Raw genomic sequence first — 23,330 nt, forward strand, 5'->3', positions numbered from 1 at the left:
TTGTTGTCCCAGGCTTCGGGGCCCGTTCATGGAACGTTTGGTTTCCCCGGTGATCTGGGCCCTCCGCCTGGCGGTGAACGCAAGGCAGAATGGTGCCATGGGAGCAATCACGGATGTGCCGGGGATCAGGGTTGGCCATGAGCATAAGGCTGACGACGGGTGGCTGACCGGTGTCACGGTGGTGCTGCCGCCGCCGGGCACCGTCGGGTCGGTGGACGTCCGGGGCGGGGGCCCGGGTACGCACGAGACTGACGCCCTGGATCCCACCACGCTGGTGTCCACCGTGGACGCAGTTGTCCTCACCGGCGGCAGCGCGTACGGGCTGGTTTCCGCTCACGGGGCCCAGCGCTGGTGCGAGGAGAACGGCCGGGGCTTCGCCGTCATCGGGGGAGTGGTGCCGATCGTTCCCGCCGCCGCCATTTTCGACCTGGGCCGGGGAGGCGACTTCTCAGCGCGCCCGACGGCGGACATGGGCTACGCGGCGACCGTTACGGCCGCTGCCGAAAAGGACGGGCACGACGTCGGACGCGGCAGTGTGGGTGCAGGCACCGGAGCGATGATCGGACGCGGACAGTTCAAAGGGGGAGTGGGTACGGCTTCGGTCACGCTCGAGAACGGCGTGGTTGTGGGGGCGCTGGCCGTGGTGAACGCGCTGGGGTTTCCGATTGTCGACGGGCGGCAGGAGCCGCAGCCCTCCGCGCGCTCGGTCGTGCCTCCCCACGAGCTCCCTAACCTCGCAAGCTCGGCCAGGGAACCCGGCTCGCGTGGGCCCACCTTAGACGCGCCACCTGCGTTGAACACGACACTTGTAGTTGTTGCTACGAACGCTGTCTTGGACCCTGCTGAATGCAAGAGGACTGCCTCGGCTGCGCATGCTGGTCTGGCTCGGGCGCTGAACCCTTCGCACACCCTTGCCGACGGGGATACCGTCTTCTGCCTCGCCACTGGCGGCGTGGCGCTGGACCGGAGTACTGAAACTGTCCGGCAGGTGAGTCTCATTACCCTGCAGAGTGCGGCAGCCGACGTCGTACGCCTGGCGATCCTGGACGGGATTTCGGCGAGCTCAATTTCGCGATAGGGTGTGTGCTTTCATTTTTGGTTTGGACTTTCTACCCACTTACAGTAAAGTGGTTTGTTGGTTGTCTGCCCAGCTGTGCCCTGTTTGGGGCCGGAGGTGATAACCGATCCAACAAAAATGTTCGTGGTCATGTCCGGTGCAATCCGGCAGGGCTGCGGCAACAACAGTTAGCGGAGGGTATGGCCAAGAAGGACGGGGTCATTGAGATCGAAGGCGTTGTGACTGAGGCGCTGCCTAACGCGATGTTTCGCGTTGAGCTGACCAACAAGCACATCGTACTCGCGCATATCTCAGGCAAGATGCGCCAGCACTACATCAGGATTCTCCCTGAGGACCGGGTAGTGGTGGAACTGAGCCCTTATGACCTCACTCGGGGTCGTATCGTCTACCGCTACAAGTAAATTCTGGGCGCCTCAGCGTGAGCTGACGGCTGCTCCAGTTGACCAACTGCCACACGCAAAGGAACGCCATGAAGGTCAAGCCGAGCGTCAAGCAGATCTGCGAAAAGTGCAAAGTGATCCGCCGTAATGGCCGGGTCATGGTGATCTGCGAGAACCCGCGCCACAAGCAGCGCCAGGGCTAATTTCCCTCCCGAGGGAAATCCTGGGTTGCTAACCCACGCAAGTAAATAAAAGGCAGCACAAGCTGAACTGGGACGTATGAGCCCGGACAGCTAACCCCCGGTCGGAGGCTGGGGCCGCACAGAACGTGCGGGTGTACTGCCTACGACCTCCGGTTTATTCAAGGAGCACTGCCTCTATGGCTCGTCTCGCTGGCGTAGACATTCCCCGCGAAAAGCGGTTGGAAATTGCGCTTACTTACATCTACGGCGTGGGCAAGACCCGTGCACACGAAACCCTGGCTGCCACTGGCATCAGCGCTGACGTCCGCGTTAAGGACCTCACCGATGCTCAGCTGGTAGAACTTCGTGACTACATTGAAGGCAACTACAAGGTTGAGGGTGACCTTCGCCGCGAAGTAGCAGCTGATATCCGCCGCAAGGTTGAAATCGGCAGCTACGAAGGTATTCGCCACCGCAAGGGCCTGCCAGTGCGCGGACAGCGTACGAAGACGAACGCACGTACCCGTAAGGGTCCGAAGCGCACCGTTGCAGGCAAGAAGAAGGCTCGTTAAATCCCTCGGGATTGACTCGTCTTCCCCCAATAACTTTCTGTAGGAGAAAAAATGCCCCCGAAGACTCGTGGCGCGGTTCGCAAGCCGCGTAAGAAGGACAAAAAGAATATCGCGCTGGGCCAGGCGCACATCAAGAGCACTTTTAACAACACCATCGTGTCCATCACGGACCCGAACGGCGCTGTTATCTCTTGGGCTTCCTCAGGTGAGGTTGGCTTCAAGGGCTCACGCAAGTCCACCCCGTTCGCAGCCCAGATGGCTGCCGAAGCTGCTGCCAAGCGTGCGCAGGAGCACGGCATGCGCAAGGTTGACGTTTTCGTCAAGGGACCGGGTTCAGGACGCGAAACCGCAATCCGCTCGCTGCAGGCCGCTGGCCTGGAGGTTGGCTCCATCCAGGACGTCACCCCCGCAGCGCACAACGGCTGCCGTCCGCCGAAGCGCCGCCGCGTCTAAGGCTTTTCCAGCAGCTTGAGCTTGCCCGGACCGTCAACGGTCCGGGCAAGCCCAGCCGCGTTAAGTCTTCAGACCGAATTTCCACCACCTGTGTTGCGTCATATAGCGGATGCTCGCCGAAAGGAAACCTAAGTGCTCATTGCACAGCGCCCCACCCTCTCCGAAGAGGTAGTCTCCGATAACCGCTCGCGTTTCATCATTGAACCGCTGGAACCGGGCTTCGGCTACACCCTCGGAAACTCCCTCCGCCGTACCCTGCTCTCCTCCATCCCCGGTGCTGCTGTAACCAGCATCCGGATCGATGGCGTGCTGCACGAGTTCACCACGGTTCCGGGTGTCAAGGAAGATGTCACTGAGATCATCCTGAACATCAAGAGCCTGTCGGTTTCCTCCGAGCACGACGAGCCGGTTGTGGCTTACCTGCGCAAGCAGGGCCCCGGAGTCGTCACCGCCGCGGACATCGCTCCGCCGGCTGGCGTCGAATTCCACAACCCGGATCTGCACATTGCCACGCTGAACTCGAAGGGCAAGTTCGAACTCGAACTGACCATCGAGCGCGGCCGCGGCTACGTTTCGGCAGCTCAGAACAAGTCCGGCGACTCCGAGATCGGCCGTATCCCGGTCGACTCGATCTACTCGCCGGTCCTGAAGGTTACTTTCCGCGTGGAAGCAACCCGTGTTGAGCAGCGCACCGACTTCGACAAGCTCATTGTCGACGTCGAGACCAAGCAGGCCATCGCCCCGCGCGATGCTGTTGCTTCCGCAGGTACCACCTTGGTGGAACTCTTCGGTCTGGCCCGCGAGCTGAACACCGCAGCTGAAGGTATCGAGATTGGCCCGTCGCCGACGGATGCTGCCCTGGCAGCAGACATGGCACTGCCGATCGAGGATCTGGACCTCACCGTCCGTTCCTACAACTGCCTCAAGCGTGAGGGCATCCACACCGTGGGTGAACTCGTTGCACGCTCCGAGGCTGACCTCATGGACATCCGTAACTTCGGTGCGAAGTCCATTGACGAGGTCAAGGCAAAGCTGGTTGAACTGGGCCTGTCCCTCAAGGACTCGCCTCCCGGTTTTGACCTCGCAGCACGCGCCGCAGCAATTGAAGAGGACGACGCCGCTTTCGGCGACGACGAACTCTAACAAACAGATCTTGGCCGGCTGGCTGGATGCACCACGGTGTGCGCAGCCCACTGGCTTCCATATGAGGAGAAACTATTATGCCTACCCCCGCTAAGGGTCCGCGCCTCGGAGGCGGAGCGGCTCACGAGCGTCTTATGCTCGCGAACCTGTCCGCCGCACTGTTCGAGCACAAGCGGATCACCACCACGGTGACCAAGGCCAAGCGACTGAAGCCGTACGCCGAGCGCCTGGTGACTTTCGCCAAGCGTGGCGACCTGGCTTCCCGCCGCCGTGTACTCGGCCTGATCAGCAACAAGGGCATCGTCCACGAGCTGTTCACCGACATTGCACAGGCAGTGGAGAACCGCAACGGCGGCTACACCCGCATCACCAAGATCGGCAACCGTAAGGGCGACAACGCTCCCATGGCTGTCATCGAACTGGTTCTCGAGCCGGTTTCCGCCAAGCAGGCCGTTGTGGCTGAGGCTACCCAGGCTGCCGCCAAGGCTGCTCCGGTTGCTGAAGAAGCTCCGGTTGTTAAGACCGAAGCTGCCGAGACCGAAGCTGCTGAAGCCAAGTACGCCGGCTCCAAGCCTGCTACGGCTGACAACGTTGCCCCTGAGGGCTTCGAGGTCAAAGGCAACGAGGACTCCATGAAGTACCACGTTCCCGGCTCACGCTGGTACGACGCCACGACTGCTGAAGTCTGGTTCGACTCTGCAGAGTCCGCCGCAGCCGCAGGCTTCGCGCCTGCCGGTGGCGAAGCTGCACAGGCCGTCGAAGCTGAGTAATCAGGCTCTGACGCTCCAGTAGACTTATGTCTATGAACGACCAAAAACCTGCTGCCCCCGTTTTGGGGGGCGGCGGGTTTTTGCGTGTCCGGTTTGATTTATCGTACGACGGCGGCCCCTTCAACGGATGGGCAGTGCAGCCGGGATTGCGCACCGTCCAGGGCATCCTGGAAGAGGCGCTGGCGTTGCTGATCCGCCGGCCTATCCGGGTCACCGTGGCGGGACGTACCGACGCCGGCGTGCACGCCCGCGGCCAGGTGGTCCACCTGGACCTGACCGAGGCCGAGTGGCTGAAGCTGCCGCGCGGGCACGAACTGGATCCCGCCGTCGCATTCTTACGGCGGATTCGTGGCGCCCTCAGCAGGGGGCTGGGGGACCTGTCCGGGTCTATCGAGGTCCACCTGGTGTCCTTGGCGCCAGTGGGATTCGATGCACGGTTTTCCGCTCTGTGGCGGCGGTACAGCTATCGCATCGCGGATGGACCTGCCCTGTGGGATCCGCTCGAACGGTACTTCACGCTCTGGCACCAGAGCCCCCTGGATGTGGACCTGCTGAACGCCGGTGCCTCGCAGCTGCTGGGGCTGCAAAACTTCCTGTCCTACTGCAAGCCGCGGGAGGGTGCCACCACCGTCCGTGAGCTGCAGCGCTTCGAGTTTCACCGCGGTGAGGACGGCGTCATTGTTGCCACCGTCCAGGCCGACGCGTTCTGCCACAACATGGTGCGGTCCCTGGTTGGCTCGGCCCTGTTCGTGGGCGAGGGCATCGAGGAGCCGGGTTGGCTGCATGAGAGGTTGCTGGCCAAGAAACGGGACGCCAAGTCCGTCCTGGCCGCGCCTCACCCGCTGGTCCTTGAAGAAGTGGCCTACCCGTCCGACGACGAGATGCTGGCCCGCGCCGAGCTCACGAGGGCAGTCCGCAAGCACTAGGTCCGGTGGTTGAGTTTCGACCCAAGCTGGCACAAGGCCACCTGCGTATGGGGACCGAGCTTCCTGAAGTAGAGGCCAACACCCCGGGGCGAGGGACGTCGAACCATCCGGTGTCTCCAACCTTTCCTGACGGCCCCCATTCCGTCCTTAATGAATTGATGCAGCAGAATATCTAGGGCTGAGGTAGTCAACCCTTCGAATCCTATTGTGCTGCGATGTCATGGTAATTGACTTTCCAAAACTAATCTCTAGAAGGCGTGTTATCTGCCGTTCATACTTGTACCGTGTAGAGAGTTGGAGTGGACGAGGGGATTAGCGCTGGGCTGATGGGGGCCTCGTCCACCTGGCAACAGGGATAGACATGGAAGATCTTGGAGTAGCAGTAGTCATTGAAGACGACGCCGACGTACGGAACCTCCTCGAGGGGATCCTGAGTCAGGCGGGCTTTGAGGTCCATACTGCCGCCGAGGGGCGCGCGGGCGTAGAGGTAGTACGACATAACAGGGCCCAGGTGGTCACGCTGGACATCGGCCTTCCGGACATCGACGGCTTCGAGGTCCTGCGGCGGATCCGGAATTTCAGCGATGCCTACGTGGTCATGCTGACCGGACGGAGCGAGGAACCGGATCTGCTCTCGGCACTCAACGCCGGGGCGGATGACTATATCGCCAAGCCGTTCCGGCCGCGCGAACTCCGGGCCAGGGTGGCCGCCATGATGCGCAGGCCGCGCCATGAGGTCACCAGTCCACCCCAGGCTGCTTCATGGGCTTCAACTCCGGCCGCGCCGGTCACCTTCACCCACACGGGTGTTATCGAGCACAACGGGCTCATTCTCAACTACCGGACCCGCACGGTGGTTATTGGTGAGGTGGACCTCGGGCTCACACGCAGCGAGTTCGACCTCCTGCACACTTTGCTCCGCGGCGAGGGGGCAGTATGCACGCGGTCCGATCTGGTGCGCGCGGTGCGGGGTGACCTCTATGAGGCCGATGCCTATATCAGCGAGGCTGACGAGCGGGCCGTGGAAGTCCACGTGGGTAACCTGCGCCGCAAGCTGCGGGAGGATCCGCATTCACCACGCTGGCTGCAGACCGTGCGGGGAGTGGGCTACCGGCTGGCACCGAACAGGACCGACCTGCCGGGCTGGCCGGGGGACATCCATTGAAATGGCTAGCCGTTTCTCAGGATGTAGTTCGCCTGGAGCTCTGTGACTGTACGCACGCCGTGGTCGGCCACGGTTGCCAGCAGTGCTTGGCCCTGGACGAAGTCGCTGCGGCGGACGGCGTCCTCCAGAGCTTGGGCCAGAACTGACAACCGGATCCCGCCCACCATGGCTGAGGCGATCCGCAGGCTGATGACGGCATCCAAAGCTCCGGGGCGGTCCTCGGTGTGTACCGCTGCGGCCAGACGGCCGAAGCGCTGGTCCCACAAAGACGCGTAATCGCGGGCGAATCCAAGGGCAAGTTCGGGGCCGTCCAGCTCTTCTTCCAGCTCCGCCAGGATGTCCGGTTCGACCCAGCGAGTTTGATCATCGCCTGTCGTTGGCAGGCCAGTTCCCACGTCCGCAGCAGCCCCTGCGGCCGACGGCTCGGCAGGGACACCCCCGCTGCTGGAGGTGAGTGGTGGACTATCCATCTTTCAAGGCTACTTCCTGTAGTAACGTGGGAGCCCATTTTCAGCTGATCCTGTGGAAACCTTGAGTCATCCTTGACTGGTGGTATCCGGCGTCATTGACCGCTGAATGTGACAACCGTGTTGATAACCGCTGGCCCCAGAATGGCAATGAAGAGCACGGGAAAGATAAAGAAAAGTAGGGGAAAGAGAATCATCACGGGGAGTTTCATGGCCTTTTCCTCGGCCCGCTGGCGGCGTTTTACCCGCATGACTTTGGCCTGGATGCGCAGGACGCGGCTGATGGCGATGCCGTATGCATCGGCCTGGACCACCGCCTGGACAAAGCTTCGCAGCTCGGGGATGCTGGTCCGCTCAGCCAGCGCCTGGTACGACTCACGCCGGCTGCGGCCCACCTGCATGTCCTGCAGGGTGCGGACCAGCTCGTCGGCCAGCGGGCCTTTGCCGTTTTCACCGGCCCGGGCCATCGCCCCTTCGAAGCCGAGGCCCGCCTCCACCGAGATCAGCATCTGGTCCAGGGTGTTGGCCAGTTCCAGCTGCATGGCCTTCTGCCGCTCCAGGCCTTTGCTGTAGAGCATCAAGTCCGGGATGAAATAGCCGAGGAAGAGCAGGAACAGGCCCGCGAGTTTCAGCATGGGCTGAGGGCTGCTCGTGCTGATCAGGACAAACAGCGAGGCTCCCACAAGACCCAGCGCAGGCTTGGCCATAAGGATTCGGCTCAGCGGCCAGCCATTGGGCCGCCCGGCCAGCGCCAGCAGTCTGTCCAGTTTGCGGACGTAGACCGGGGGCGTCAGGCGGTGCCCGATGCCGTCCAACAAACCTGTGGATTTCTTCTCAGGCGCCTCGGCAGACCGTCGGCCCCGGTTCAGGATAGCCACCGTGGCAGTCCGTGCCTTCCGGTCCACGGAGAGGACAGCCCAGGCCAGGTAGCCGATGGGCACGGAGACCAGCAGGAGCGAGGAAATTATCAGTGGACTCATCGTCGCCTCAGAACTTCAGATCGATGATTTTGCGCATCCACAGGCTGCCGATCGTCATCAGGACCACCGAAGCCCCGATCATGCCCCACCCCAGTGGATGGGTGAACATCGAGTTCATGTAACCGGGGTTTACCGTCATCAGCATCAGCACGATGCCGATGGGCATGGCGATGAGGATGTACGCGGAGAATTTGCCCTCCGCGGCAAGGGACTTGATATGGCCCTTGATCTCGCTGCGCTCGCGGATGGTCTCGTTCACCTGGTCCAGGACTTCCGCCAGATTTCCGCCTACTTCGCGGTTGATCTGGATTGCCTGGGCGATCCAGACGAAGTCCTCGTTCTGCATCCGCTCGGACGTGTCAGTCAGGGAATCCAGCAGGTCGCGGCCCAGGCTTGTCTCGGTGATGACGCGGCGCATCTCCTCGGAGGTGGGGCTCTGCGACTCGGCCGCCGCAGCGTCGACGGCACGAAGAATACTGTGCCCCGCGCGCAGGCCTCCGGAGAGGAGCTGAAGCGTATCGCCCAGCTGCTGATCGAACTTGGCCCGCCGTTTGCCGGCCAGGAACCCCAGCAGGACGTGCCCTACGACGGGGGCGAGGATGACCAACAGGAGAGAGACAAAGAATACGCCGATCACCAGCCCCACGAGAGCGCCCACAATGGCGCCGGCAAAAACCAGCACCATGAACTCAGCCTGGCTCATCCGGACCCCTGCAGTTTCGAGTGCGTCGCGGTTATAGAGCCGAACGTTCCTGGTTGCCAGGAACCTGTCCAGGGCTCCCACGGTGGCGCTTGTCAGCCGGGTAAGGCCCGACGCCGGCTCCGCCTCATACGGCCGGCGCCGGTCCAGCGCGATGTCGGGGGTTCGCGGCAGCACCAGCGCCATGCCCACCATGATAGGGGCGAGGAAGAGGAGTGCGGCTCCCAGAAAAATCAGCATCGCAGCCTAGCCTTTACCGTCGCCCGTGGTGGCGGCGCCCGCCGGAGTGGCGAACACTGCAGGTGAAACGTGGATCCCCAGGTCCTCGAAACGGTCGATGAACCGGGGCCGGATTCCTGTGGCCACCGGTCTGCCAAGGAAGCGCCCGTGGGCGTCCACGCCGGCAGAGTAATCGAAAACAAAGGCATCCTGGAGAGTCACAATGTCGCCTTCCATGCCCTGGACTTCGGTCACATGGGTGATGCGCCGGGACCCGTCGCGCAGGCGCGAGATCTGGACAATGAGGTTGACGGCAGAGGCGATCTGTTCCCGGATGGCCCGTAACGGTAGGTCCATGCCGGCCATGAGCACCAGGGTCTCCAGGCGGGCCACGGCGTCGCGCGGTGAGTTGGAGTGCACCGTCGAGAGCGAGCCGTCGTGCCCGGTGTTCATGGCCTGGAGCATGTCCAGCGATTCACCGCCGCGGACCTCACCCACCACGATGCGGTCCGGGCGCATACGCAGCGAGTTCCGGAGCAGTTCGCGGATGGTCACCTCACCTTTGCCCTCGGTGTTGGGCGGGCGGCTCTCTAGCCGGACCACGTGGTCCTGCTGGATCTGGAGTTCCACAGCATCCTCGATGGTCACGATCCGTTCGTTGGCCGGCAGGAAAGAAGACAGGACGTTCAGCAGCGTGGTTTTCCCGGTACCGGTTCCGCCGGACACGATGATGTTGAGTTTGGCTTTGACGCATGCGTTGAGCAGTTCCGCCATTTCCGGCGTCAGTGTGCCGAAATCGATGAGGTTACGGACGGTGAGAGGCACCTTGCTGAACTTACGAATGGTCAGCGATGATCCGCCAACGGCCAGGGGCGGGATCACGGCGTTGACACGCGAGCCGTCTTCCAGCCGGGCATCCACGAGGGGCGAGGACTCGTCGATGCGGCGGCCCACTTTAGACACGATGCGTTCGATGACCTTGCGCAGGTGCTCCTCGGAGCTGAACCGGGAATCCGCCAAGGTGAGGTGGCCTTTGCGCTCCACGTAGATCTGGTCCATGCGGTTGACCATGATTTCGGTGACCGCAGGATCATCCAGCAACCGCTGCAGCGGGCCGTAGCCCAGGACATCATCGGCCACGTCCTGGACCAGGCGCGTGCGTTCGTCGGGGGAGAGCGGCACCTGTTCGGCGTCGATGATCCGGGTGAGTTGGTCCTTGGCCGACGACTTCAGCTCCTGTTCCGTGATGGCTGAGTCGCTGAACCGGGCGCCGAGGTGCTCAAAAAGGGCGGTGGCAGCTCTCTCTTTGAGGGCGGCAAAAGCGTCCACCGGTTGTTGGGGTTTCACTCTCACCTCTTCCGGATGACCGGCGACGACGACGACGGCGGCAGGCGGTGCCGCCGTCGTCGTACGTTTTTCCGAACTCTCGTCAAACCACTTCACCCGCTGGGCGGAAAAGTCCGGACGCGGCAGTTCCAGGGTGGGAGACGAGGCCCTGACGGGAACCGCGTGTTGTCCGGTCTGGGTTTTCGCCTCGGCAGCGCTGATGCGCTCTGAAAGTTTCATCTAGACCACTACCCTTCGGTGCAGTTTGCGCTGGGACTTTGCCCGCCACGCGGGGTTGAACCGTTCCACGAGCTGGTGGAGCCCTTTGGTCGCAGGGTCTTTGACTTGCTCCTGGAGTACGGGGATACCCCGGTTCGTGGAAAGGGCCACCGCGCGGGACCGCGGGATGCTGACGTCAACGGGCGCGCCCATTGTCGATTCCAGGTCCTGGACCGTGAGGCCATTCTTGGCGTCCGCCATGTTCAGCACCACGTGCCGGGTCTCGGGAAGGATGTCCAGCCGGCGCAGGATATCCAGCCCGGCCCGCAGGCCACGCACGCTGGGGATGTCCATGCCGCTGACCCAGACCACATCGGTGCATTTTTCCATCGCCGCGAGCCCTATTTCCGGCAGCCCTGGCGCGGTGTCCACCACAACGTATTGGAATTGCTCGGACAGCTGTTCGAGCAGCCGGCTGATCTGGTCGGGTGTGATCTCGTCCGCGTCGATCGGTGTGGTCGGAGCACAGAGGGCGTAGATGCTGCCCGGGTGGACGGTCAGGAAGGCCTTGAGCACCAGGGAGTCCTGGCTGGCCGCGTGTGAGACCGCGTCCGTGACTGTGTGTTCGGGATCGAGGTAGAGGCCCGACGCGACGTCACCGAACTGGAGGTCCAGGTCCACGATGACGACGCTCATGGGCGCCACTTTGCCCAGCCCGATGGCGATGTTGGTGGCAATGGTGGTCTTGCCCACGCCCCCTTTGGGCGAGAAAACGCCGATGACCAGGCCCTTGCCGGATTCCGTTGCCTGCTGGGGCACCAGTGTACGGTGCCGGCTGGCGAACGACTGGCCGGCGCGTTCCAGGAACACACGGATCTGCGCCGCATCGGAGTCAGGGGGAACGATGTCCCGGATGCCTGCACGCATGGCATGAAGCAGGAAATTGGGATCGGGGTCCTGGTCGGCGGCCAGGATGACACTGAGATCCGGGAAACTGACGTTCAGTACCGTGGCGAGCCGGAGGGCATCGTCGACTGGCACTTCCGGTCCGAGGACCAGCACCTCGGGCTGCTCCTGGTTCAGGTGCGCGAACAGTTCATGAGGGTCCGATGGCAGCAGGCTGGTGGCGAACGTCTGCACGCCGCCCTGGAGGCCGCCGGCAACGGCCTGGCGGAGACGGGCGTCGAAGTCCACGTCAGGGGTGATGAGGACGAAGCGGCTCATTTGTAGACGTCCGGCCGGATCATGATGCGCGGTCCGCTGTCCTGTGCGTCGAGGGGCTCCCTGCTGAGCCAGATGGACGCGTACTCTGCGCCGAAGACGATTTTGCCGGCGTTGATGTCGTCCACCGCGACCGTGACCATCAGCGATCCGGTGGGAAGGTTCACGTCACGCGGGTCCGGTGCAGGTTCCGCGCTCGGCGACGGTGCTGGTTTTGCGGCTGCGCCTTCGGGCGCCCGCTGGACGGCGGTCACCAGCGCTTTGTGGATGGACAGCTGGACGGTTTCCTTGTCCGAATTTGCTTCTATGCCGCCGGTGGGCATGGAGATGAAGATCCCAACGTGGTCGCCTGGCGCTACGCGTCCACCGACGACGCGCTGCGGCTCCAGTTGGAAGGAGATTTCCTGTAGCCCCGCGGGCACTGGCACGGAGCCCGAGGACTTCAGTTCGTCTGGGGAGACGAGGCGTTCGGCCAGCAGTTGCTCGCCGGGGACAAGATCTGTGGCGGTGACCTTCGCGCCTGAGCCGTCCAGCGTGTTCAGAGCGGTCTTGGCAACGGCGGTCCCCGGTAGTTGCTGTAGCGCCACGGCTGCCTTCAACGTCTCTGCCGAAGAGCCGGCCGGCACGGCCTTAATGACCACCAGGACGCCAACCGGATTCAGGTCACGGACTGCCCGCTGGTCGGCGCCCTGTGCATAGGACACAACGATGACCGCCCCAACGATGGCCAGCAGGACTGCCACCACTCCTGCCAACAAGCGTGACTTCACTGAGTGCTCCTGTAGTTTCGGTTCTTGCTAGGGGGTGAGACGGACAACGGCTGTGCCGTAGTCGGGGGTGTTGCCGAGTTCGAAAGCTTGGGCCAGGGAAACGAACTTTACGAAGTAGCCCCTAATGGACTTGTTCGGTATGGTCCCTCCAGTGGTCCAGCTGATGCTCGGAAAGCGGTAGGCCGTGATGTGAAAGGCAGCGAAACCCTTGACGTAGTACTTGCCACTTGATCCGGTCCCTGTTGCGAGGTCGTAGAGGGGCAAAAGCACCGTCTGATCGTTCATTTGGCTGAAGTCTGCCGCCGTGCAAAGGGGAGGCGCGGGGGCTCCTGTGCTGCTGGAGAACCATATTCCGGTATTCGTTGATGCCCCGGCCGTGAGGGTCAGGCCGCACTTTGTGGCGCCTGGAGTCTCGATCCACCCGAAGCCGCCGGGAATCCCACCGCAATCATTTACGGCCTGTTGCAGCACCTGTACGGCGCCCGAGGGGGAACCGGCTGTCAGGTCCAGCTTGCAGTAGGCAATCGCCAGCGGCAGGATGACCGGTCCTTTGGAGGGTGTACCCCATTGCGCCGATGAACTGGCGGTGACTTCCGCAGTATTCATGCCAAGAACCCGGGCGAAGAACAGGGACACTTCATTGGGGGAGTGGCCAGCCTCCTGCGCGCCAGCGGTAACAGTTACGGTGTGTCCGGTCTTGTTGAGCACTGTGGACTGGATGTGGCTGAGACCATCGGTGGCGTTGCCGTTGGTGAGACCTGCCGCCAGGGATGAAGTAGTGGAGCAGTCCGCACTGGTCGGGTCGCGGCTGCATCTTTGGGCTATGGCCAGCGCGGCGGCGTCGGCTCCGTTGCGGACCTGGGTTTTTTCGGCGTACAGCATGCCCACGTCCACAGCCATGGCTCCGAATCCCAGGAGCACCACGAGCATCAGGGCCACGATCACACTGACGGCGCCGCGCTCGCCGTCGTCCGTTGGCGTCGATGGGGTCAGCCGCCGCATAGCATGGCTCCTTTGCCTGTCATGGGAAACGGGCCGGCTATGCCTGTCATGGTGGACAGGTTGTAGGTGATGGTGATGGTCATCCGGTTGCCCGGTGCGCAGACGGCGGTGCCTGTATCGAGGTTCTTGAAAGCGATGTCTGTGTCCGCCAGCCCCGGTTTCAGCGAAAGTGCCGTGTTCTTGGCTGCTGTTTTGGCAGTTGCCTGGATGTTGGAGATTGCCATGACCCGGACCCCTTCACGGGCGGCGGCGGAGAGTGTGGCCTGGGCGTTGTAGGCCCGGCTGAACTCCATGATGCCCAGGAGCAGCATGACCAGGAGGGGCGCCACGATCGCAAACTCGACCGCGACGGCTCCACGCTCGGATGCCCTGGACATGGTGGTGCCTTTCGCTGGTCGGCTCGACAAGAGAAAGGGCGGCGGAAGAAATCTGCTGCCGCCGCCCTTATCCGAAACAGAAGCTACTTGGAGCAACTACCCGGCACAGCTGCCGTACCACCTGAAGCCGCAACCGTACCGGTCCACGCCCCGCCCTTGACGCTGCAAGCAGTGCTGTTGAACATTTCGGTGAGGGTGGTTCCAAGAAGCGTGACGGCGATGATGATGGCGACGGCGATAAGTGCGACCATAATGCCGTATTCGACGGCAGTAGCGCCCTTTTCTTCACTACGAAGGCGGATCATAAGGTTGGTGTGGAGAGAAAGCATTTGGACTCCTGAGCGAGTTCGGGTGGCTGGTCCTGCACCAGCTCAAGCACGAAACTAGCAACGCTTGATGCGATGTTGATGGGAACTTGCAGCATCCTGCGCGAAGACTTCCTGGGCTGCGCGTTTCCTGCGGGTTCCCTACCCGAATCCTGTGCTGACCATGCGAAAAAGTGTTTAGCCACGCACACAAACGGACCCCCTCGGTTCTGGGTTCCGAGGGGGTCCGGCTTTTGGGGCGCCTAATGGCGCGGTGGGACGTTTAGGGGAGTCCGAGTGCCGTCTTGAGCGTGGTGGTCAGGCCAAGGTAGTGGAGGTTCAACGCTTGGCCGAACGCGGTTACTCCCAGAACTATGGCTAGCGCCAAGAATGAGAGCAGGATTCCATATTCGGTTGCTGTGGCTCCTCGTTGGTCGTGAACCATTGCGTTGATAGTTTCGGCCAAGCCCGCCACTAGATTGCGGAATTGATTGAACATCTGTCCCCCTAGGAAAATACGGCCATAATCTGAAGCACGGCCGGCCCCAGCAGTACGATGAACAGCGTCGGAAGGATAAAGAAGATCAGAGGAAAGAGCATCTTGACGGGCATCTTCATCGCATGTTCTTCAGCCCGCTGTCGCCGTTTGATCCTCATGTCCTTCGCTTGCGTCTTGAGCACCCCGGCGATGGCAATACCGTAGGTGTCCGCCTGGACTACAGCCCGGATGAATGTACGGACGTCGGGAACGTCCACCCTCTCGGCGAGCGACAAGTACGCTTCCTTACGGGACCGGCCCACTTGGATGTCCTGGAGGGTCCTGATCAGTTCGTCGGCGAGCGGACCGCGGCCATTTTCACCGGCCCGTCCCATAGCGGTTTCAAACCCCAGGCCGGCCTGAACTGAGATCAGCATCTGGTCCAGCGCGTTTGGAAGTTCGAGCCTGATTTCTTCCCGTCGTTTCTGTGCCCGATTTCGCAACAGGATGTCGGGGACGAAATACGCCAACGCCACGATCACGACACCCATTGCGACTCGTCCGGGGGACGGTGCGCCAAGGAAGACGAGGAGTCCCAGAATTGCTCCGCCGAAAGCCAGCATCGGCTTCACCATAATGATGCGTGCCAGCGGCCATTGCTTGGGCCTGCCCGCTCCTGCCAACTGCTTGTCCAGCCACGCTTCGTAGCTGCGGGGAGTGAGCCGCTTGGAAAGGAAAGCGATTTGCTCATTGACATTCAAGGACTGGGCAACCTGGCTGGGTCGGCGTCCAAGATTAGTTTGGATATTGCGGAGTCCGGCGCGATCGCCTGTGAAAGCCAGCCAGATCATGCCCGAAATCGGAAGAATGATGGCCAGAATTGCTGCCAATGCGATGGGTTGCATTTCGTCCCCTCCTAGTATTTCGGCTTAATGATTCGGCTGAGCCAAAGGCCGCCGACTGAGAGAAGCGCGATCGCGGCACCAAGCATGACGAACCCGATGAATGTCGTTGTAAACACTCGTGCATATGTCGGATTGAAGGTGACCAGGCCGATGAACATCAGAATCGGCAACGCCATCAGGACGAGCGCGGAGATGCGGCCTTCCGCACTCAGGGCCCGGACCTGTCCTCTTACTTGGTTCCTGTCGCGGATTGTTTCGCCAACATGGTCCAGGACCTCGGCGAGGTCGCCACCCACCTCCCGGTGAATCTCAATGGCTTGAGCAATCCAGTAGAAGTCTTCGCTGGCTGTCCTTCGGGAAACGTCAGCCAATGATTCACCCAGGTCACGTCCGATCCGAGTTTCGTTGACGATGCGGCTGAGCTCTTCAGCCATCGGTCCGTCGTTCTCCTGTGCCGCTGCGTCAATGGCTCTCAGAAGGCTGTGCCCGGCGCGAAGTCCTCCGGCGAACATTTGAAGCGTGTCCGGAACCTGGTTATCGAACTTCCGCCGACGTCGCGCGATGAGGGAGTTCAGAAGTACGAGCAGCAGAAACGGGGTGACCAGAATAGAGAGGATGCTGATGCCCACGCCTCCGAGGAGGAATCCGAGCACTCCGGACACCACGGTAATTGCTGAAGTCATCAGTAGGTAGTCACCAGGCTCCTTGTGTAGGCCAGCCTGCTCCAGTTTCTCGCGGTTGAATAAGCCGCTGGGCCGTTTCTTCAGACCGCGATTAAGAACGCCCACAGCCTGGTCCGTCAGCTTGGTGAGACCAGAGGAATACTGCACGGCATCCGGGCGTCGACGTGAGAGGGGTACGCCAGCCCGGCCTTTTAGGACAACTCCAAAGACGAGCCCTACGGATAGGTAGATTAGGAAAAGTCCTCCGATAAACATGCCTACTGGCATCTCGGCTGTCATGGCTATCGGCCTCTGGCGGGTTGAGCCCCAAAGACGTGGGGCGAGATGTGGATGCCGAGTTCAATGAACCTATCGGTGAACCGAGGTCTGACACCGGTTGGAATGGGCTTGCCCAGGAACCTGCCGCTTGCATCAACACCGGCAGAGTAGTCGAAGACGAATGCATCCTGAAGCGTGACTATGTCACCTTCCATGCCCTGAACCTCCGTAATGTGAGTAACCCGGCGGGTTCCGTCCCGGAGCCTTGATATATGGACGATGAGGTTGACAGCGGAAGCCACTTGCTCACGGACCGCCCGGAGCGGGAGGTCCATCCCGGCCATCAGGACAAGGGTCTCAAGCCGAGCGATAGCGTCCCGCGGTGAGTTTGCGTGGACAGTTGACAGAGAACCGTCGTGGCCTGTGTTCATGGCCTGCAACATGTCAAGACATTCGCCACCACGGACCTCACCGACGACGATGCGGTCAGGTCGCATACGGAGCGAGTTTCGCACGAGATCCCGGATGGCAACTTCACCCTTGCCCTCGATGTTCGCCGGACGGCTTTCCAACCTGACCACGTGGTCCTGCTGGAGTTGCAGTTCAACAGCATCCTCAATGGTGACGATGCGGTCAGAAGAAGGTATGAACGAGGAAAGGGCATTCAGCAGCGTGGTTTTGCCTGTGCCGGTACCCCCCGAGACGATGATGTTCATGCGGGCCAGGACACACGCCTGCAGCAGCTCAGCCATCTCCGGCGAAAGGCTGCCATAGCCGATCAGCTTCTGAACCGTCAGCGCATCGCCTCCGAATTTTCGGATGGTGAGTGCGGGTCCGTTTACGGCCAGCGGCGGAATGATTGCATTAACTCGCGACCCGTCGGCAAGTCGGGCATCCACTAAAGGAGACGACTCGTCGATCCGGCGACCGACCTTTGAAACGATGCGTTCGATGACCCGCCTTAAGGCGTCGTCCGAAGCAAACTTCGTGTCCGTCAAGGTGAGTTTGCCGGCGCGTTCCACGTAGACCTGGTCAAAGCGGTTCACCATGACTTCTGTGACTGACGGATCATCCAGGAACCGCTGGATTGGCCCGTGACCAAGTACGTCGTCGATGATCTCCCGGGTGAGTCGCTGGCGCTCGGTCGAAGTTAGCGGAACCTGTTCCTCATCGACAACGATTTTGAGTTCGTCTTTGACGTACTGATGGAGCTCGGCTTCTTCAAGGGACGAATCGGTGATGCGGGCGCCTAGTCGTTCATAAAGCGCCTGGCTGGCACGCTCCTTAAGGGCGCCAAGGGCGCCGCTGGCAACTGCCGCCGTCTGGGTAAGCTCAACCACATCCGCAGCGTGGGCGGTTTCTGCCGTTTTTGCCTCGTGAATTCTGCCCAAGGTTGCGGGCTCTGCGGGTCCAGCCTGCACCGCAAACGGGTTCATCTGGGCAGCCTCGACCAGCGCCGTCTGTGATTCTGTACCGCGCGCCTTTTCTAGTCTGCGTGAGAGATTCACTGGACTACCGCCCTTCTGTGCAGTTTCTTATGAGGTCTGGCTTCCCAATTCGGCTTGAAACGGTCCACTAACTGGCGGAGTCCTTTAGCTGCGGGGTCCCGGCTGCCGTCCTGAAGCACGGGGACTCCTTTGTTGGTGGAGAACGGAAGGCTCCTGGAACGGGGTAGGACAACGTCGACGGGTGCGCCGATGGTGGCTTCCACGTCCTGGAGAGTCAGCCCCGTCCGCCGGTCGGCCATGTTTAGGACCACATGGCGCCTTTCCGGCAGGAGGTTTAGTTCCGCGAGGATCTGGCTTCCGGTGCGTAGGCCTCTGATGCTGGGGATGTCCATTCCGCAGATCCACACTGCGTCCGATGCGAGGTCCAGAGTAGCGAGGACATGTTCACCCAGCCCGGGCGCGGTGTCGACAACGATGTACTGAAACTCCTGCTTCAGCTGGTTGAGCAGGTGGGTGATATTCTCCCCACTGATGCGGTCCATTTCCACCGGGTTCCGCGGTGCGCAAAGGGCATAAATTCCGGCAGGATGAACGCTGAGGTAAGTCTTGAGGACCATGGAGTCCTGACTGGCTGCTCCTACCACAGCGTCGCTGATGGTGTGCTCGGGTTCCAGCATGAGGCCGCTGGCAACGTCGCCAAATTGGAGATCCAAATCAACAATAACCACGCCCATCGGAGCGAACTGACCCAGGCCGACGGCGATGTTGGTCGCCACCGTAGTCTTGCCCACGCCGCCTTTAGGGGAGATAACGGCGATAATCCGCCCACCTTCAGCGTGCTCATGATGTTCGGAGCTGCTGGGGGCAAGGCCTCGACGGCGGCCGGCCGCGGCCAGGCTGGCGCGTTCCACGATAATCCGGATGTGATCAGCTTCAGCTGCGGGATCGAGGAGATCCCGTATACCCGCCCGCATTGCTTGGACCGCGACGTCTGAGGACTCGCCAGCAACCAGGATCATGCTGATTTCCGGATACTGCAGATCCATGACCGACGCGAATTTTAGAGCGTCGTCCTCCGGCAGCCCCGGGCCAAGAATCAGGACTTCCGGCGGCTCACCGAGGAGCTGCTTGAGCACCTCCTCCGGTCCTTGTGGGAGGTAGTCGGCTTGGAAGTATTGGAGTGACCCAGGCATGCTTGCGGTGGCCATCCGGACACGGCGTTCGAAATCGGTGTTAGGCGTGATGAGAACGAAGCGGCTCATCGGAATACCTTGGTCTTGTCCACTACACCGGTGTTTCCTTCAGTTGCCTCGGTCGGTTCTTTAGACAAGTAGATCTTGCCGAATTCAACCGCATATACGAGACGTTCTGCTTCAACTGAATTTCGGGCCACTGTGATCAGGTAGGTGCCGTCGCTCTGGTTGCTGCTTCCGGAACTCAGCGCGCCGTCGGATTCGCCTTCCTTGGCGGCATCAGGCTGAGCAGCGCTGCCGTTGCTGAACTGTGCGGCAGTAATCAGTACCTTGTGGAACGTGAGTTGCGTGCCTGAGGACTGTGTTGCCGTCTCGCCGGCGCTATTGGTCGAAGTTTCTTGCAGCGAGATAAAGATGCCGACGGTGTCGCCCGCCGTGATCTTTCCGCCTACTACCCGTTCGATAGGAAGCTTGATCGTAACTTCCTGCATTCCATCGGGCACGGCCACCCTTGAAGGTCCCAAGAAAGACTGTGGATCAACCATGCGGCTTGCGAGCAACTGTTCGCCGGGGACCAGGGAGACTGCGGTGACTTTGCTTCCGAGTTCCGCGAGGTCCTTGACGCTCCCCTCGGTGAGGGTGGACTTCTGGATGGGCTTCATGGCGACAGAGCCGCCGATTTCACCCGCCGGAGTCCCCGCGGGGATGGCTTTCTGGACGACGAGGACCTCGGAGGTCTCAGTGCCTGCCATTGCCCTTTGGTCTGCGCTTTGAACATATGTGATGAGAAGGACCGTGCCGATAATTGCAACAAGTAACGCGGCGATGCCTCCCAGTAGGCGTGTTTTCATTTTTGTCCCCTTATTGGTGCTAATTGATGAGATGGACATCCACGGTGCCCAGGTTGACCCCGGGAGTCCCACCGCCGGAACCGATGGTTACATACTTGACAAATTGGCCAATGATGCAGCGGTCGTTACCGCCTGCGCAGGCCAGGGAGCTGGTCATGCCGGGATCGCTGGCCTTGTTGCGAAATTCATAAACGCCGTTGTTGCCGAATTTCCAACCCCATATTTTGAAGGTTGCAAAGCCGATGATGTTGAAAGTGCCGTTTTGCCCCTGCCCGGTGGCGACGTCAAAAACGGGGAACGTAATCTTCAACTCACCTCCCCCATTGATCACGCTTATCCAGCCCGTGAGAACCTGAACGCATTCCGTTGGTTTGTTGTTGCCAGGGTCCGAACCCATGGTGTTGGTACCCAAGTGCGTGGTCGCCAGGCAGGGTGAACTTTGGTCCAACCAGCCCCAGCCGCCCGGTATTTGCGTTCCGGAGGGGCCAGTACAGGTTCCTCCCGGCTTATAGGCAATCTGCTGGACCTGAGCGCTGGCGCTGGCTCCCGAGAGGTTGTAGCAATCATCGGAGATGGCGAGCGGAAATGCTGAGCCGGATCCGGGAGCCGCAGCGCTGGCCGTCGCCTTCGCCCCCACGGTCACGGGCGGTGCGTTCAAGGCACTGGCAAACATCTTGCTCAGGAAGCCTGGCCCGGCGCTGCCCTGCCGCGTGGAAGTCACCACCGTTACTTGGTTCGCTACCGACAGATCGACGGGCAGGACAACATTGGATCCGCCGTCGAGGGAGTTTTCATTTGCGTACGAAATCGCAAGGGCATTGGCCTGCGCCTGTGTGCACGGTGCTTTGCTGCAGGCTTGCGCGACGGCGACGGAGGCCGCATCGGCGCCGTTCTGCAACTGAGCCCGCTCGGCATAGATTTGACCGGCATCTACCGCCAGCGACCCGGCTCCAATGAGCACGAGCATTATCAGGGCCACGAGGACGCCGGCGACCCCTCGCTCGTGAGATTCCGGCTGGGTGTTCATCCGCCGCATTGCATTGCTCCTACTCCGGTGAGAGTGACTGAACTTCCGAACAACCCCGTCATGGTCGGAGAGTTGTAGGAAATGGTGACCTTCATGGGCGTGTTGGGCGTGCATGCCGTTGGCGTGAATGTGTATCCGAAGGTCCCGGTTAGTCCGGGTGCTCCAGCCACTGCCGCCGCCTTGGCATCCGTTTGGTTGTTCTTGACGGCCATTGTTCGCGCCGCTTCACGCGCCGCCTGAGTCACCGAGATCTGTGCATTGTAGGCGTGGGCGAATTCGACGATTCCGGTGATTAGGGCCAGCAGCAGCGGCGCGACCAAAGCGAACTCCACGGCGACGGCGCCACGGCTCTTATGGTCCGTGCCTTCCTTGCGGGTCTTCTTCAACGGGTCCCCCGAGGGTTGTTGAAATTGATTGGGATGTGCCGCGCGATAAGGGCGGCACATCCCCTGGATAGTTGCGGTTACCAGGTGCCAACTTTGGTACCGAGCGTGGAAAACCAATCATTCAGCGCAGTGCCGAAAGCGGTGACGCCAATGATGATGAGCAGAGCAATGAACGCAACGAGGAGAGAGTACTCCGTTGCGGTTGCCCCCTTCTCGGCTGCGGCGCGCTCCCTCATGCCCGATACGAAGGCAATGATGGAGACCATGAGTGGAGTCATTTTTCGATTTCCTTTTTTGAGAGTGACCCGAAGGCGGCCCGGCCAATCTACCCAGGCGATCATGGGTGCCGGCTTCACGTTCTAATGGGAGTTGCCTATACGTTGGTCAGACAGTGTGCCGCGCCAAACCTTGGTAGGGCGCGGCACACTTTGATTTGGTTGGCCTACCAGGTGCCCACTTTGGTGCCGAGAGTTGTGAACCAGGTGTTCAGCGCAGTGCCGAAAGCGGTGACGCCAATGATGATGAGCAGAGCGATGAAAGCGACCAAGAGTGAGTATTCCGTCGCCGTTGCGCCCTTCTCGGAAGTGAAACGGTCCTTGACTCCGGAAACAAAAGCAAGAACGGAGACCATGAGTGCAGTCATTGTGGATTCCTTAATTCGGTGAAATTAATGTGGATTATTTCAACGAATTTCCAGCGGCCCCCATAATTCTTAGCTGCTGGACTTTCGCTAGCTAAAGAATTGCATCGCGCCAGTTAGCCAACAATGCGTAGTCGTACTCGAATTTCAGGAAGGCAGTGCCGCTCGGCACTCGGTGGCGCTATTTGAGTACTCAGTTTTCTGCGGTTGCCCTAGCGCCAACTACTTGGAGCGTGGCCTGAACCGGGGGTGGCATTACTGAAAATTTCGCTCGTCATCCAAGGACGAGGGAAACGGCAACCGTGGCCGCAAGCATCGAAGGCCCGTATGGCACCTCAGAAGGCTTTTTTCTCGCGGGTTTCCTGATCAGGAAAGCAGATGCAATGCCTCCAACGATGAAGCCCAGCAGTCCGCCGTAGAACAGTTGGCCCCAGCCTAGGTAGCCAAGGTAGAGACCTACGGGCGCCGCGAGCTTGACGTCTCCCATTCCGATGCCCTGGGGGGAGATTACCGCCAGAATCAAGTAGACGATGAAGAGGATTCCGGCGCTGGCCAGTGCGCGAACGAGGCTGGCCCATGATTCGTTGCCAAGGGCTGCCGTTATGAGACACAAAGCCCCTCCTGCTAATAGGGAGAGAACCAATGGGTTGGGCAGCACGTGGAGCGAGACATCAATTCTGGCGAGTTGCACGCCGAGAACGGCGAGAAGGATGAACGCCGGCATTTGGGGCTCGATCCCGAAGCGGAATGTGAACGCGGCACAGAGGAAGCCGGTAAGCGCCGCCGTCGTGATCCTGGCCCGCATGCCAGGCAGTGGACCTACTCGGGGGAGCAGCATGGCAATCAGCAGCTCGGCCAGCAGTGAGAGAATGAGTCCCAAGAGGCCGATGGCGGCCATGAACAGCGGTCCGGATGAGCCAGCGTCGCCCCAAGAAGTCACTGCATCCCCTGCTTACGTCGGGCCGGCGGATTGAAAGATGAGCGGCCGGCTACCCCATTTTGACCCTGAGGCCCGATTCAAGCTAACATTGGTAGTCGTTGTGCGTGTCCTTTCTCGATGATGCGTGCCCGCTTGAGAATCCGGTTGCAGGATAACTACTCAACGAGCACATTCGAGACCTGAGGATGACTGGTTACATAGAGCCCTCACCTCTGTTCCGGTAGCGCATAGATAGTAGGTGCACACGCTTGAGTGACACCTAAACA

At 61.0% G+C, this 23,330-nt stretch carries 28 protein-coding genes; 9 read left to right on the forward strand and 19 right to left on the reverse strand.

Annotated elements, in window-relative coordinates; translation table 11 throughout:
• The first annotated feature begins 97 nt into the window (after window positions 1–97).
• From ACZY1F_RS10650 to ACZY1F_RS10690, 9 genes are all read left to right on the forward strand, one after another.
• Complete coding sequence (locus ACZY1F_RS10650; RefSeq protein ID WP_463941666.1) at window positions 98–1,078, forward strand: P1 family peptidase; 981 nt, start codon at window positions 98–100, stop codon at window positions 1,076–1,078.
• A 179-nt stretch (window positions 1,079–1,257) separates the two neighbouring features.
• Window positions 1,258–1,479, forward strand: coding sequence for a translation initiation factor IF-1 (gene infA, locus ACZY1F_RS10655; protein ID WP_009358723.1), 222 nt, complete (start codon window positions 1,258–1,260; stop codon window positions 1,477–1,479).
• Window positions 1,480–1,547: 68 nt separating this feature from the next.
• Window positions 1,548–1,661, forward strand: coding sequence for a 50S ribosomal protein L36 (gene rpmJ / locus ACZY1F_RS10660; RefSeq protein ID WP_009358722.1), 114 nt, complete (start codon window positions 1,548–1,550; stop codon window positions 1,659–1,661).
• A gap of 176 nt (window positions 1,662–1,837) precedes the next feature.
• Window positions 1,838–2,212, forward strand: a complete 375-nt coding sequence (rpsM, locus tag ACZY1F_RS10665) for a 30S ribosomal protein S13 (protein WP_028275004.1) — start codon at window positions 1,838–1,840, stop codon at window positions 2,210–2,212.
• Between the two features lie 51 nt (window positions 2,213–2,263).
• Complete coding sequence (gene rpsK / locus ACZY1F_RS10670; protein ID WP_018769149.1) at window positions 2,264–2,665, forward strand: 30S ribosomal protein S11; 402 nt, start codon at window positions 2,264–2,266, stop codon at window positions 2,663–2,665.
• 132 nt (window positions 2,666–2,797) lie between these two features.
• Complete coding sequence (locus ACZY1F_RS10675; RefSeq protein WP_056344331.1) at window positions 2,798–3,808, forward strand: DNA-directed RNA polymerase subunit alpha; 1,011 nt, start codon at window positions 2,798–2,800, stop codon at window positions 3,806–3,808.
• Between the two features lie 77 nt (window positions 3,809–3,885).
• Window positions 3,886–4,578 carry a 50S ribosomal protein L17, sunset domain variant gene (gene rplQ / locus ACZY1F_RS10680; protein WP_463941667.1) on the forward strand — a complete coding sequence of 231 codons (693 nt, stop codon included), beginning with the start codon at window positions 3,886–3,888 and terminating at the stop codon, window positions 4,576–4,578.
• Window positions 4,579–4,610: 32 nt separating this feature from the next.
• Complete coding sequence (locus ACZY1F_RS10685) at window positions 4,611–5,504, forward strand: tRNA pseudouridine synthase A (protein WP_463941668.1); 894 nt, start codon at window positions 4,611–4,613, stop codon at window positions 5,502–5,504.
• 361 nt (window positions 5,505–5,865) lie between these two features.
• Window positions 5,866–6,669: a response regulator transcription factor gene (locus ACZY1F_RS10690; RefSeq protein WP_463941669.1), complete on the forward strand. Its 804-nt coding sequence runs from the start codon at window positions 5,866–5,868 to the stop codon at window positions 6,667–6,669.
• Window positions 6,670–6,674: 5 nt separating this feature from the next.
• Here ACZY1F_RS10690 and ACZY1F_RS10695 read toward each other — a convergent pair whose 3' ends face one another.
• From ACZY1F_RS10695 to ACZY1F_RS10785, 19 genes are all read right to left on the reverse strand, one after another.
• Window positions 6,675–7,139 carry an Hpt domain-containing protein gene (locus ACZY1F_RS10695; protein WP_463941670.1) on the reverse strand — a complete coding sequence of 155 codons (465 nt, stop codon included), beginning with the start codon at window positions 7,137–7,139 and terminating at the stop codon, window positions 6,675–6,677.
• A gap of 92 nt (window positions 7,140–7,231) precedes the next feature.
• Window positions 7,232–8,116 carry a type II secretion system F family protein gene (locus ACZY1F_RS10700; protein ID WP_463941671.1) on the reverse strand — a complete coding sequence of 295 codons (885 nt, stop codon included), beginning with the start codon at window positions 8,114–8,116 and terminating at the stop codon, window positions 7,232–7,234.
• A 7-nt stretch (window positions 8,117–8,123) separates the two neighbouring features.
• Window positions 8,124–9,056: a type II secretion system F family protein gene (locus ACZY1F_RS10705; protein ID WP_463941672.1), complete on the reverse strand. Its 933-nt coding sequence runs from the start codon at window positions 9,054–9,056 to the stop codon at window positions 8,124–8,126.
• 6 nt (window positions 9,057–9,062) lie between these two features.
• Window positions 9,063–10,601, reverse strand: coding sequence for a TadA family conjugal transfer-associated ATPase (locus ACZY1F_RS10710; protein ID WP_463941673.1), 1,539 nt, complete (start codon window positions 10,599–10,601; stop codon window positions 9,063–9,065).
• Window positions 10,602–11,804: a CpaE/TadZ family protein gene (locus ACZY1F_RS10715; RefSeq protein ID WP_463941674.1), complete on the reverse strand. Its 1,203-nt coding sequence runs from the start codon at window positions 11,802–11,804 to the stop codon at window positions 10,602–10,604.
• A complete protein-coding gene (gene cpaB / locus ACZY1F_RS10720; protein WP_463941675.1) occupies window positions 11,801–12,571 on the reverse strand; it encodes a Flp pilus assembly protein CpaB in 771 nt (256 codons plus the stop codon). Before cpaB (ACZY1F_RS10720) ends, ACZY1F_RS10715 begins: the two co-directional genes overlap by 4 nt.
• Window positions 12,572–12,598: 27 nt before the next feature.
• On the reverse strand, window positions 12,599–13,573 hold the full coding sequence (locus ACZY1F_RS10725; protein ID WP_463941676.1) for a pilus assembly protein TadG-related protein: 975 nt from the start codon (window positions 13,571–13,573) through the stop codon (window positions 12,599–12,601).
• Entirely contained in the window at window positions 13,561–13,950 is a 390-nt protein-coding gene (locus tag ACZY1F_RS10730; protein ID WP_463941677.1) for a TadE/TadG family type IV pilus assembly protein, read from the reverse strand. Before ACZY1F_RS10730 ends, ACZY1F_RS10725 begins: the two co-directional genes overlap by 13 nt.
• Before the next feature lie 83 nt (window positions 13,951–14,033).
• On the reverse strand, window positions 14,034–14,279 hold the full coding sequence (locus ACZY1F_RS10735) for a Flp family type IVb pilin (RefSeq protein WP_463941678.1): 246 nt from the start codon (window positions 14,277–14,279) through the stop codon (window positions 14,034–14,036).
• A gap of 483 nt (window positions 14,280–14,762) precedes the next feature.
• Window positions 14,763–15,638 carry a type II secretion system F family protein gene (locus tag ACZY1F_RS10740; RefSeq protein WP_463941679.1) on the reverse strand — a complete coding sequence of 292 codons (876 nt, stop codon included), beginning with the start codon at window positions 15,636–15,638 and terminating at the stop codon, window positions 14,763–14,765.
• An 11-nt stretch (window positions 15,639–15,649) separates the two neighbouring features.
• A complete protein-coding gene (locus ACZY1F_RS10745) occupies window positions 15,650–16,426 on the reverse strand; it encodes a type II secretion system F family protein (RefSeq protein ID WP_463941680.1) in 777 nt (258 codons plus the stop codon).
• Between the two features lie 176 nt (window positions 16,427–16,602).
• Window positions 16,603–18,087: a TadA family conjugal transfer-associated ATPase gene (locus ACZY1F_RS10750; RefSeq protein ID WP_463941681.1), complete on the reverse strand. Its 1,485-nt coding sequence runs from the start codon at window positions 18,085–18,087 to the stop codon at window positions 16,603–16,605.
• Window positions 18,084–19,289: a CpaE/TadZ family protein gene (locus tag ACZY1F_RS10755; RefSeq protein WP_463941682.1), complete on the reverse strand. Its 1,206-nt coding sequence runs from the start codon at window positions 19,287–19,289 to the stop codon at window positions 18,084–18,086. The genes ACZY1F_RS10750 and ACZY1F_RS10755 overlap by 4 nt, the downstream gene beginning before the upstream one ends.
• Window positions 19,286–20,110 carry a Flp pilus assembly protein CpaB gene (cpaB, locus tag ACZY1F_RS10760; RefSeq protein WP_463941683.1) on the reverse strand — a complete coding sequence of 275 codons (825 nt, stop codon included), beginning with the start codon at window positions 20,108–20,110 and terminating at the stop codon, window positions 19,286–19,288. The genes ACZY1F_RS10755 and cpaB (ACZY1F_RS10760) overlap by 4 nt, the downstream gene beginning before the upstream one ends.
• Window positions 20,091–21,107, reverse strand: coding sequence for a pilus assembly protein TadG-related protein (locus tag ACZY1F_RS10765; protein WP_463941684.1), 1,017 nt, complete (start codon window positions 21,105–21,107; stop codon window positions 20,091–20,093). Before ACZY1F_RS10765 ends, cpaB (ACZY1F_RS10760) begins: the two co-directional genes overlap by 20 nt.
• Window positions 21,095–21,544: a TadE/TadG family type IV pilus assembly protein gene (locus ACZY1F_RS10770; RefSeq protein WP_463941685.1), complete on the reverse strand. Its 450-nt coding sequence runs from the start codon at window positions 21,542–21,544 to the stop codon at window positions 21,095–21,097. The genes ACZY1F_RS10765 and ACZY1F_RS10770 overlap by 13 nt, the downstream gene beginning before the upstream one ends.
• A 17-nt stretch (window positions 21,545–21,561) precedes the next feature.
• Complete coding sequence (locus ACZY1F_RS10775) at window positions 21,562–21,762, reverse strand: Flp family type IVb pilin (RefSeq protein WP_463941686.1); 201 nt, start codon at window positions 21,760–21,762, stop codon at window positions 21,562–21,564.
• A gap of 164 nt (window positions 21,763–21,926) precedes the next feature.
• Window positions 21,927–22,127: a Flp family type IVb pilin gene (locus ACZY1F_RS10780; protein ID WP_463941687.1), complete on the reverse strand. Its 201-nt coding sequence runs from the start codon at window positions 22,125–22,127 to the stop codon at window positions 21,927–21,929.
• 271 nt (window positions 22,128–22,398) lie between these two features.
• Window positions 22,399–23,022 (reverse strand): prepilin peptidase, encoded by a 624-nt coding sequence (locus ACZY1F_RS10785; RefSeq protein ID WP_463941688.1) that lies wholly within the window; start codon window positions 23,020–23,022, stop codon window positions 22,399–22,401.
• Window positions 23,023–23,330: the final 308 nt, after the last annotated feature.

This window comes from Pseudarthrobacter xylosi (genome assembly GCF_055412765.1).

Coding starts and splice junctions, on each gene's coding strand:
- ACZY1F_RS10650 (WP_463941666.1), top strand. CDS start 98: ATGGGAGCAATCACGGATGTGCCGGGGATCAGGGTTGGCCATGAGCAT.
- infA (WP_009358723.1), top strand. CDS start 1,258: ATGGCCAAGAAGGACGGGGTCATTGAGATCGAAGGCGTTGTGACTGAG.
- rpmJ (WP_009358722.1), top strand. CDS start 1,548: ATGAAGGTCAAGCCGAGCGTCAAGCAGATCTGCGAAAAGTGCAAAGTG.
- rpsM (WP_028275004.1), top strand. CDS start 1,838: ATGGCTCGTCTCGCTGGCGTAGACATTCCCCGCGAAAAGCGGTTGGAA.
- rpsK (WP_018769149.1), top strand. CDS start 2,264: ATGCCCCCGAAGACTCGTGGCGCGGTTCGCAAGCCGCGTAAGAAGGAC.
- rplQ (WP_463941667.1), top strand. CDS start 3,886: ATGCCTACCCCCGCTAAGGGTCCGCGCCTCGGAGGCGGAGCGGCTCAC.
- ACZY1F_RS10685 (WP_463941668.1), top strand. CDS start 4,611: ATGAACGACCAAAAACCTGCTGCCCCCGTTTTGGGGGGCGGCGGGTTT.
- ACZY1F_RS10690 (WP_463941669.1), top strand. CDS start 5,866: ATGGAAGATCTTGGAGTAGCAGTAGTCATTGAAGACGACGCCGACGTA.
- ACZY1F_RS10695 (WP_463941670.1), bottom strand. CDS start 7,139: ATGGATAGTCCACCACTCACCTCCAGCAGCGGGGGTGTCCCTGCCGAG.
- ACZY1F_RS10700 (WP_463941671.1), bottom strand. CDS start 8,116: ATGAGTCCACTGATAATTTCCTCGCTCCTGCTGGTCTCCGTGCCCATC.
- ACZY1F_RS10705 (WP_463941672.1), bottom strand. CDS start 9,056: ATGCTGATTTTTCTGGGAGCCGCACTCCTCTTCCTCGCCCCTATCATG.
- ACZY1F_RS10710 (WP_463941673.1), bottom strand. CDS start 10,601: ATGAAACTTTCAGAGCGCATCAGCGCTGCCGAGGCGAAAACCCAGACC.
- ACZY1F_RS10715 (WP_463941674.1), bottom strand. CDS start 11,804: ATGAGCCGCTTCGTCCTCATCACCCCTGACGTGGACTTCGACGCCCGT.
- ACZY1F_RS10725 (WP_463941676.1), bottom strand. CDS start 13,573: ATGCGGCGGCTGACCCCATCGACGCCAACGGACGACGGCGAGCGCGGC.
- ACZY1F_RS10730 (WP_463941677.1), bottom strand. CDS start 13,950: ATGTCCAGGGCATCCGAGCGTGGAGCCGTCGCGGTCGAGTTTGCGATC.
- ACZY1F_RS10735 (WP_463941678.1), bottom strand. CDS start 14,279: ATGCTTTCTCTCCACACCAACCTTATGATCCGCCTTCGTAGTGAAGAA.
- ACZY1F_RS10740 (WP_463941679.1), bottom strand. CDS start 15,638: ATGCAACCCATCGCATTGGCAGCAATTCTGGCCATCATTCTTCCGATT.
- ACZY1F_RS10755 (WP_463941682.1), bottom strand. CDS start 19,289: ATGAGCCGCTTCGTTCTCATCACGCCTAACACCGATTTCGAACGCCGT.
- cpaB (WP_463941683.1), bottom strand. CDS start 20,110: ATGTCCATCTCATCAATTAGCACCAATAAGGGGACAAAAATGAAAACA.
- ACZY1F_RS10765 (WP_463941684.1), bottom strand. CDS start 21,107: ATGCGGCGGATGAACACCCAGCCGGAATCTCACGAGCGAGGGGTCGCC.
- ACZY1F_RS10770 (WP_463941685.1), bottom strand. CDS start 21,544: ATGTGCCGCCCTTATCGCGCGGCACATCCCAATCAATTTCAACAACCC.
- ACZY1F_RS10775 (WP_463941686.1), bottom strand. CDS start 21,762: ATGACTCCACTCATGGTCTCCATCATTGCCTTCGTATCGGGCATGAGG.
- ACZY1F_RS10780 (WP_463941687.1), bottom strand. CDS start 22,127: ATGACTGCACTCATGGTCTCCGTTCTTGCTTTTGTTTCCGGAGTCAAG.
- ACZY1F_RS10785 (WP_463941688.1), bottom strand. CDS start 23,022: ATGGCCGCCATCGGCCTCTTGGGACTCATTCTCTCACTGCTGGCCGAG.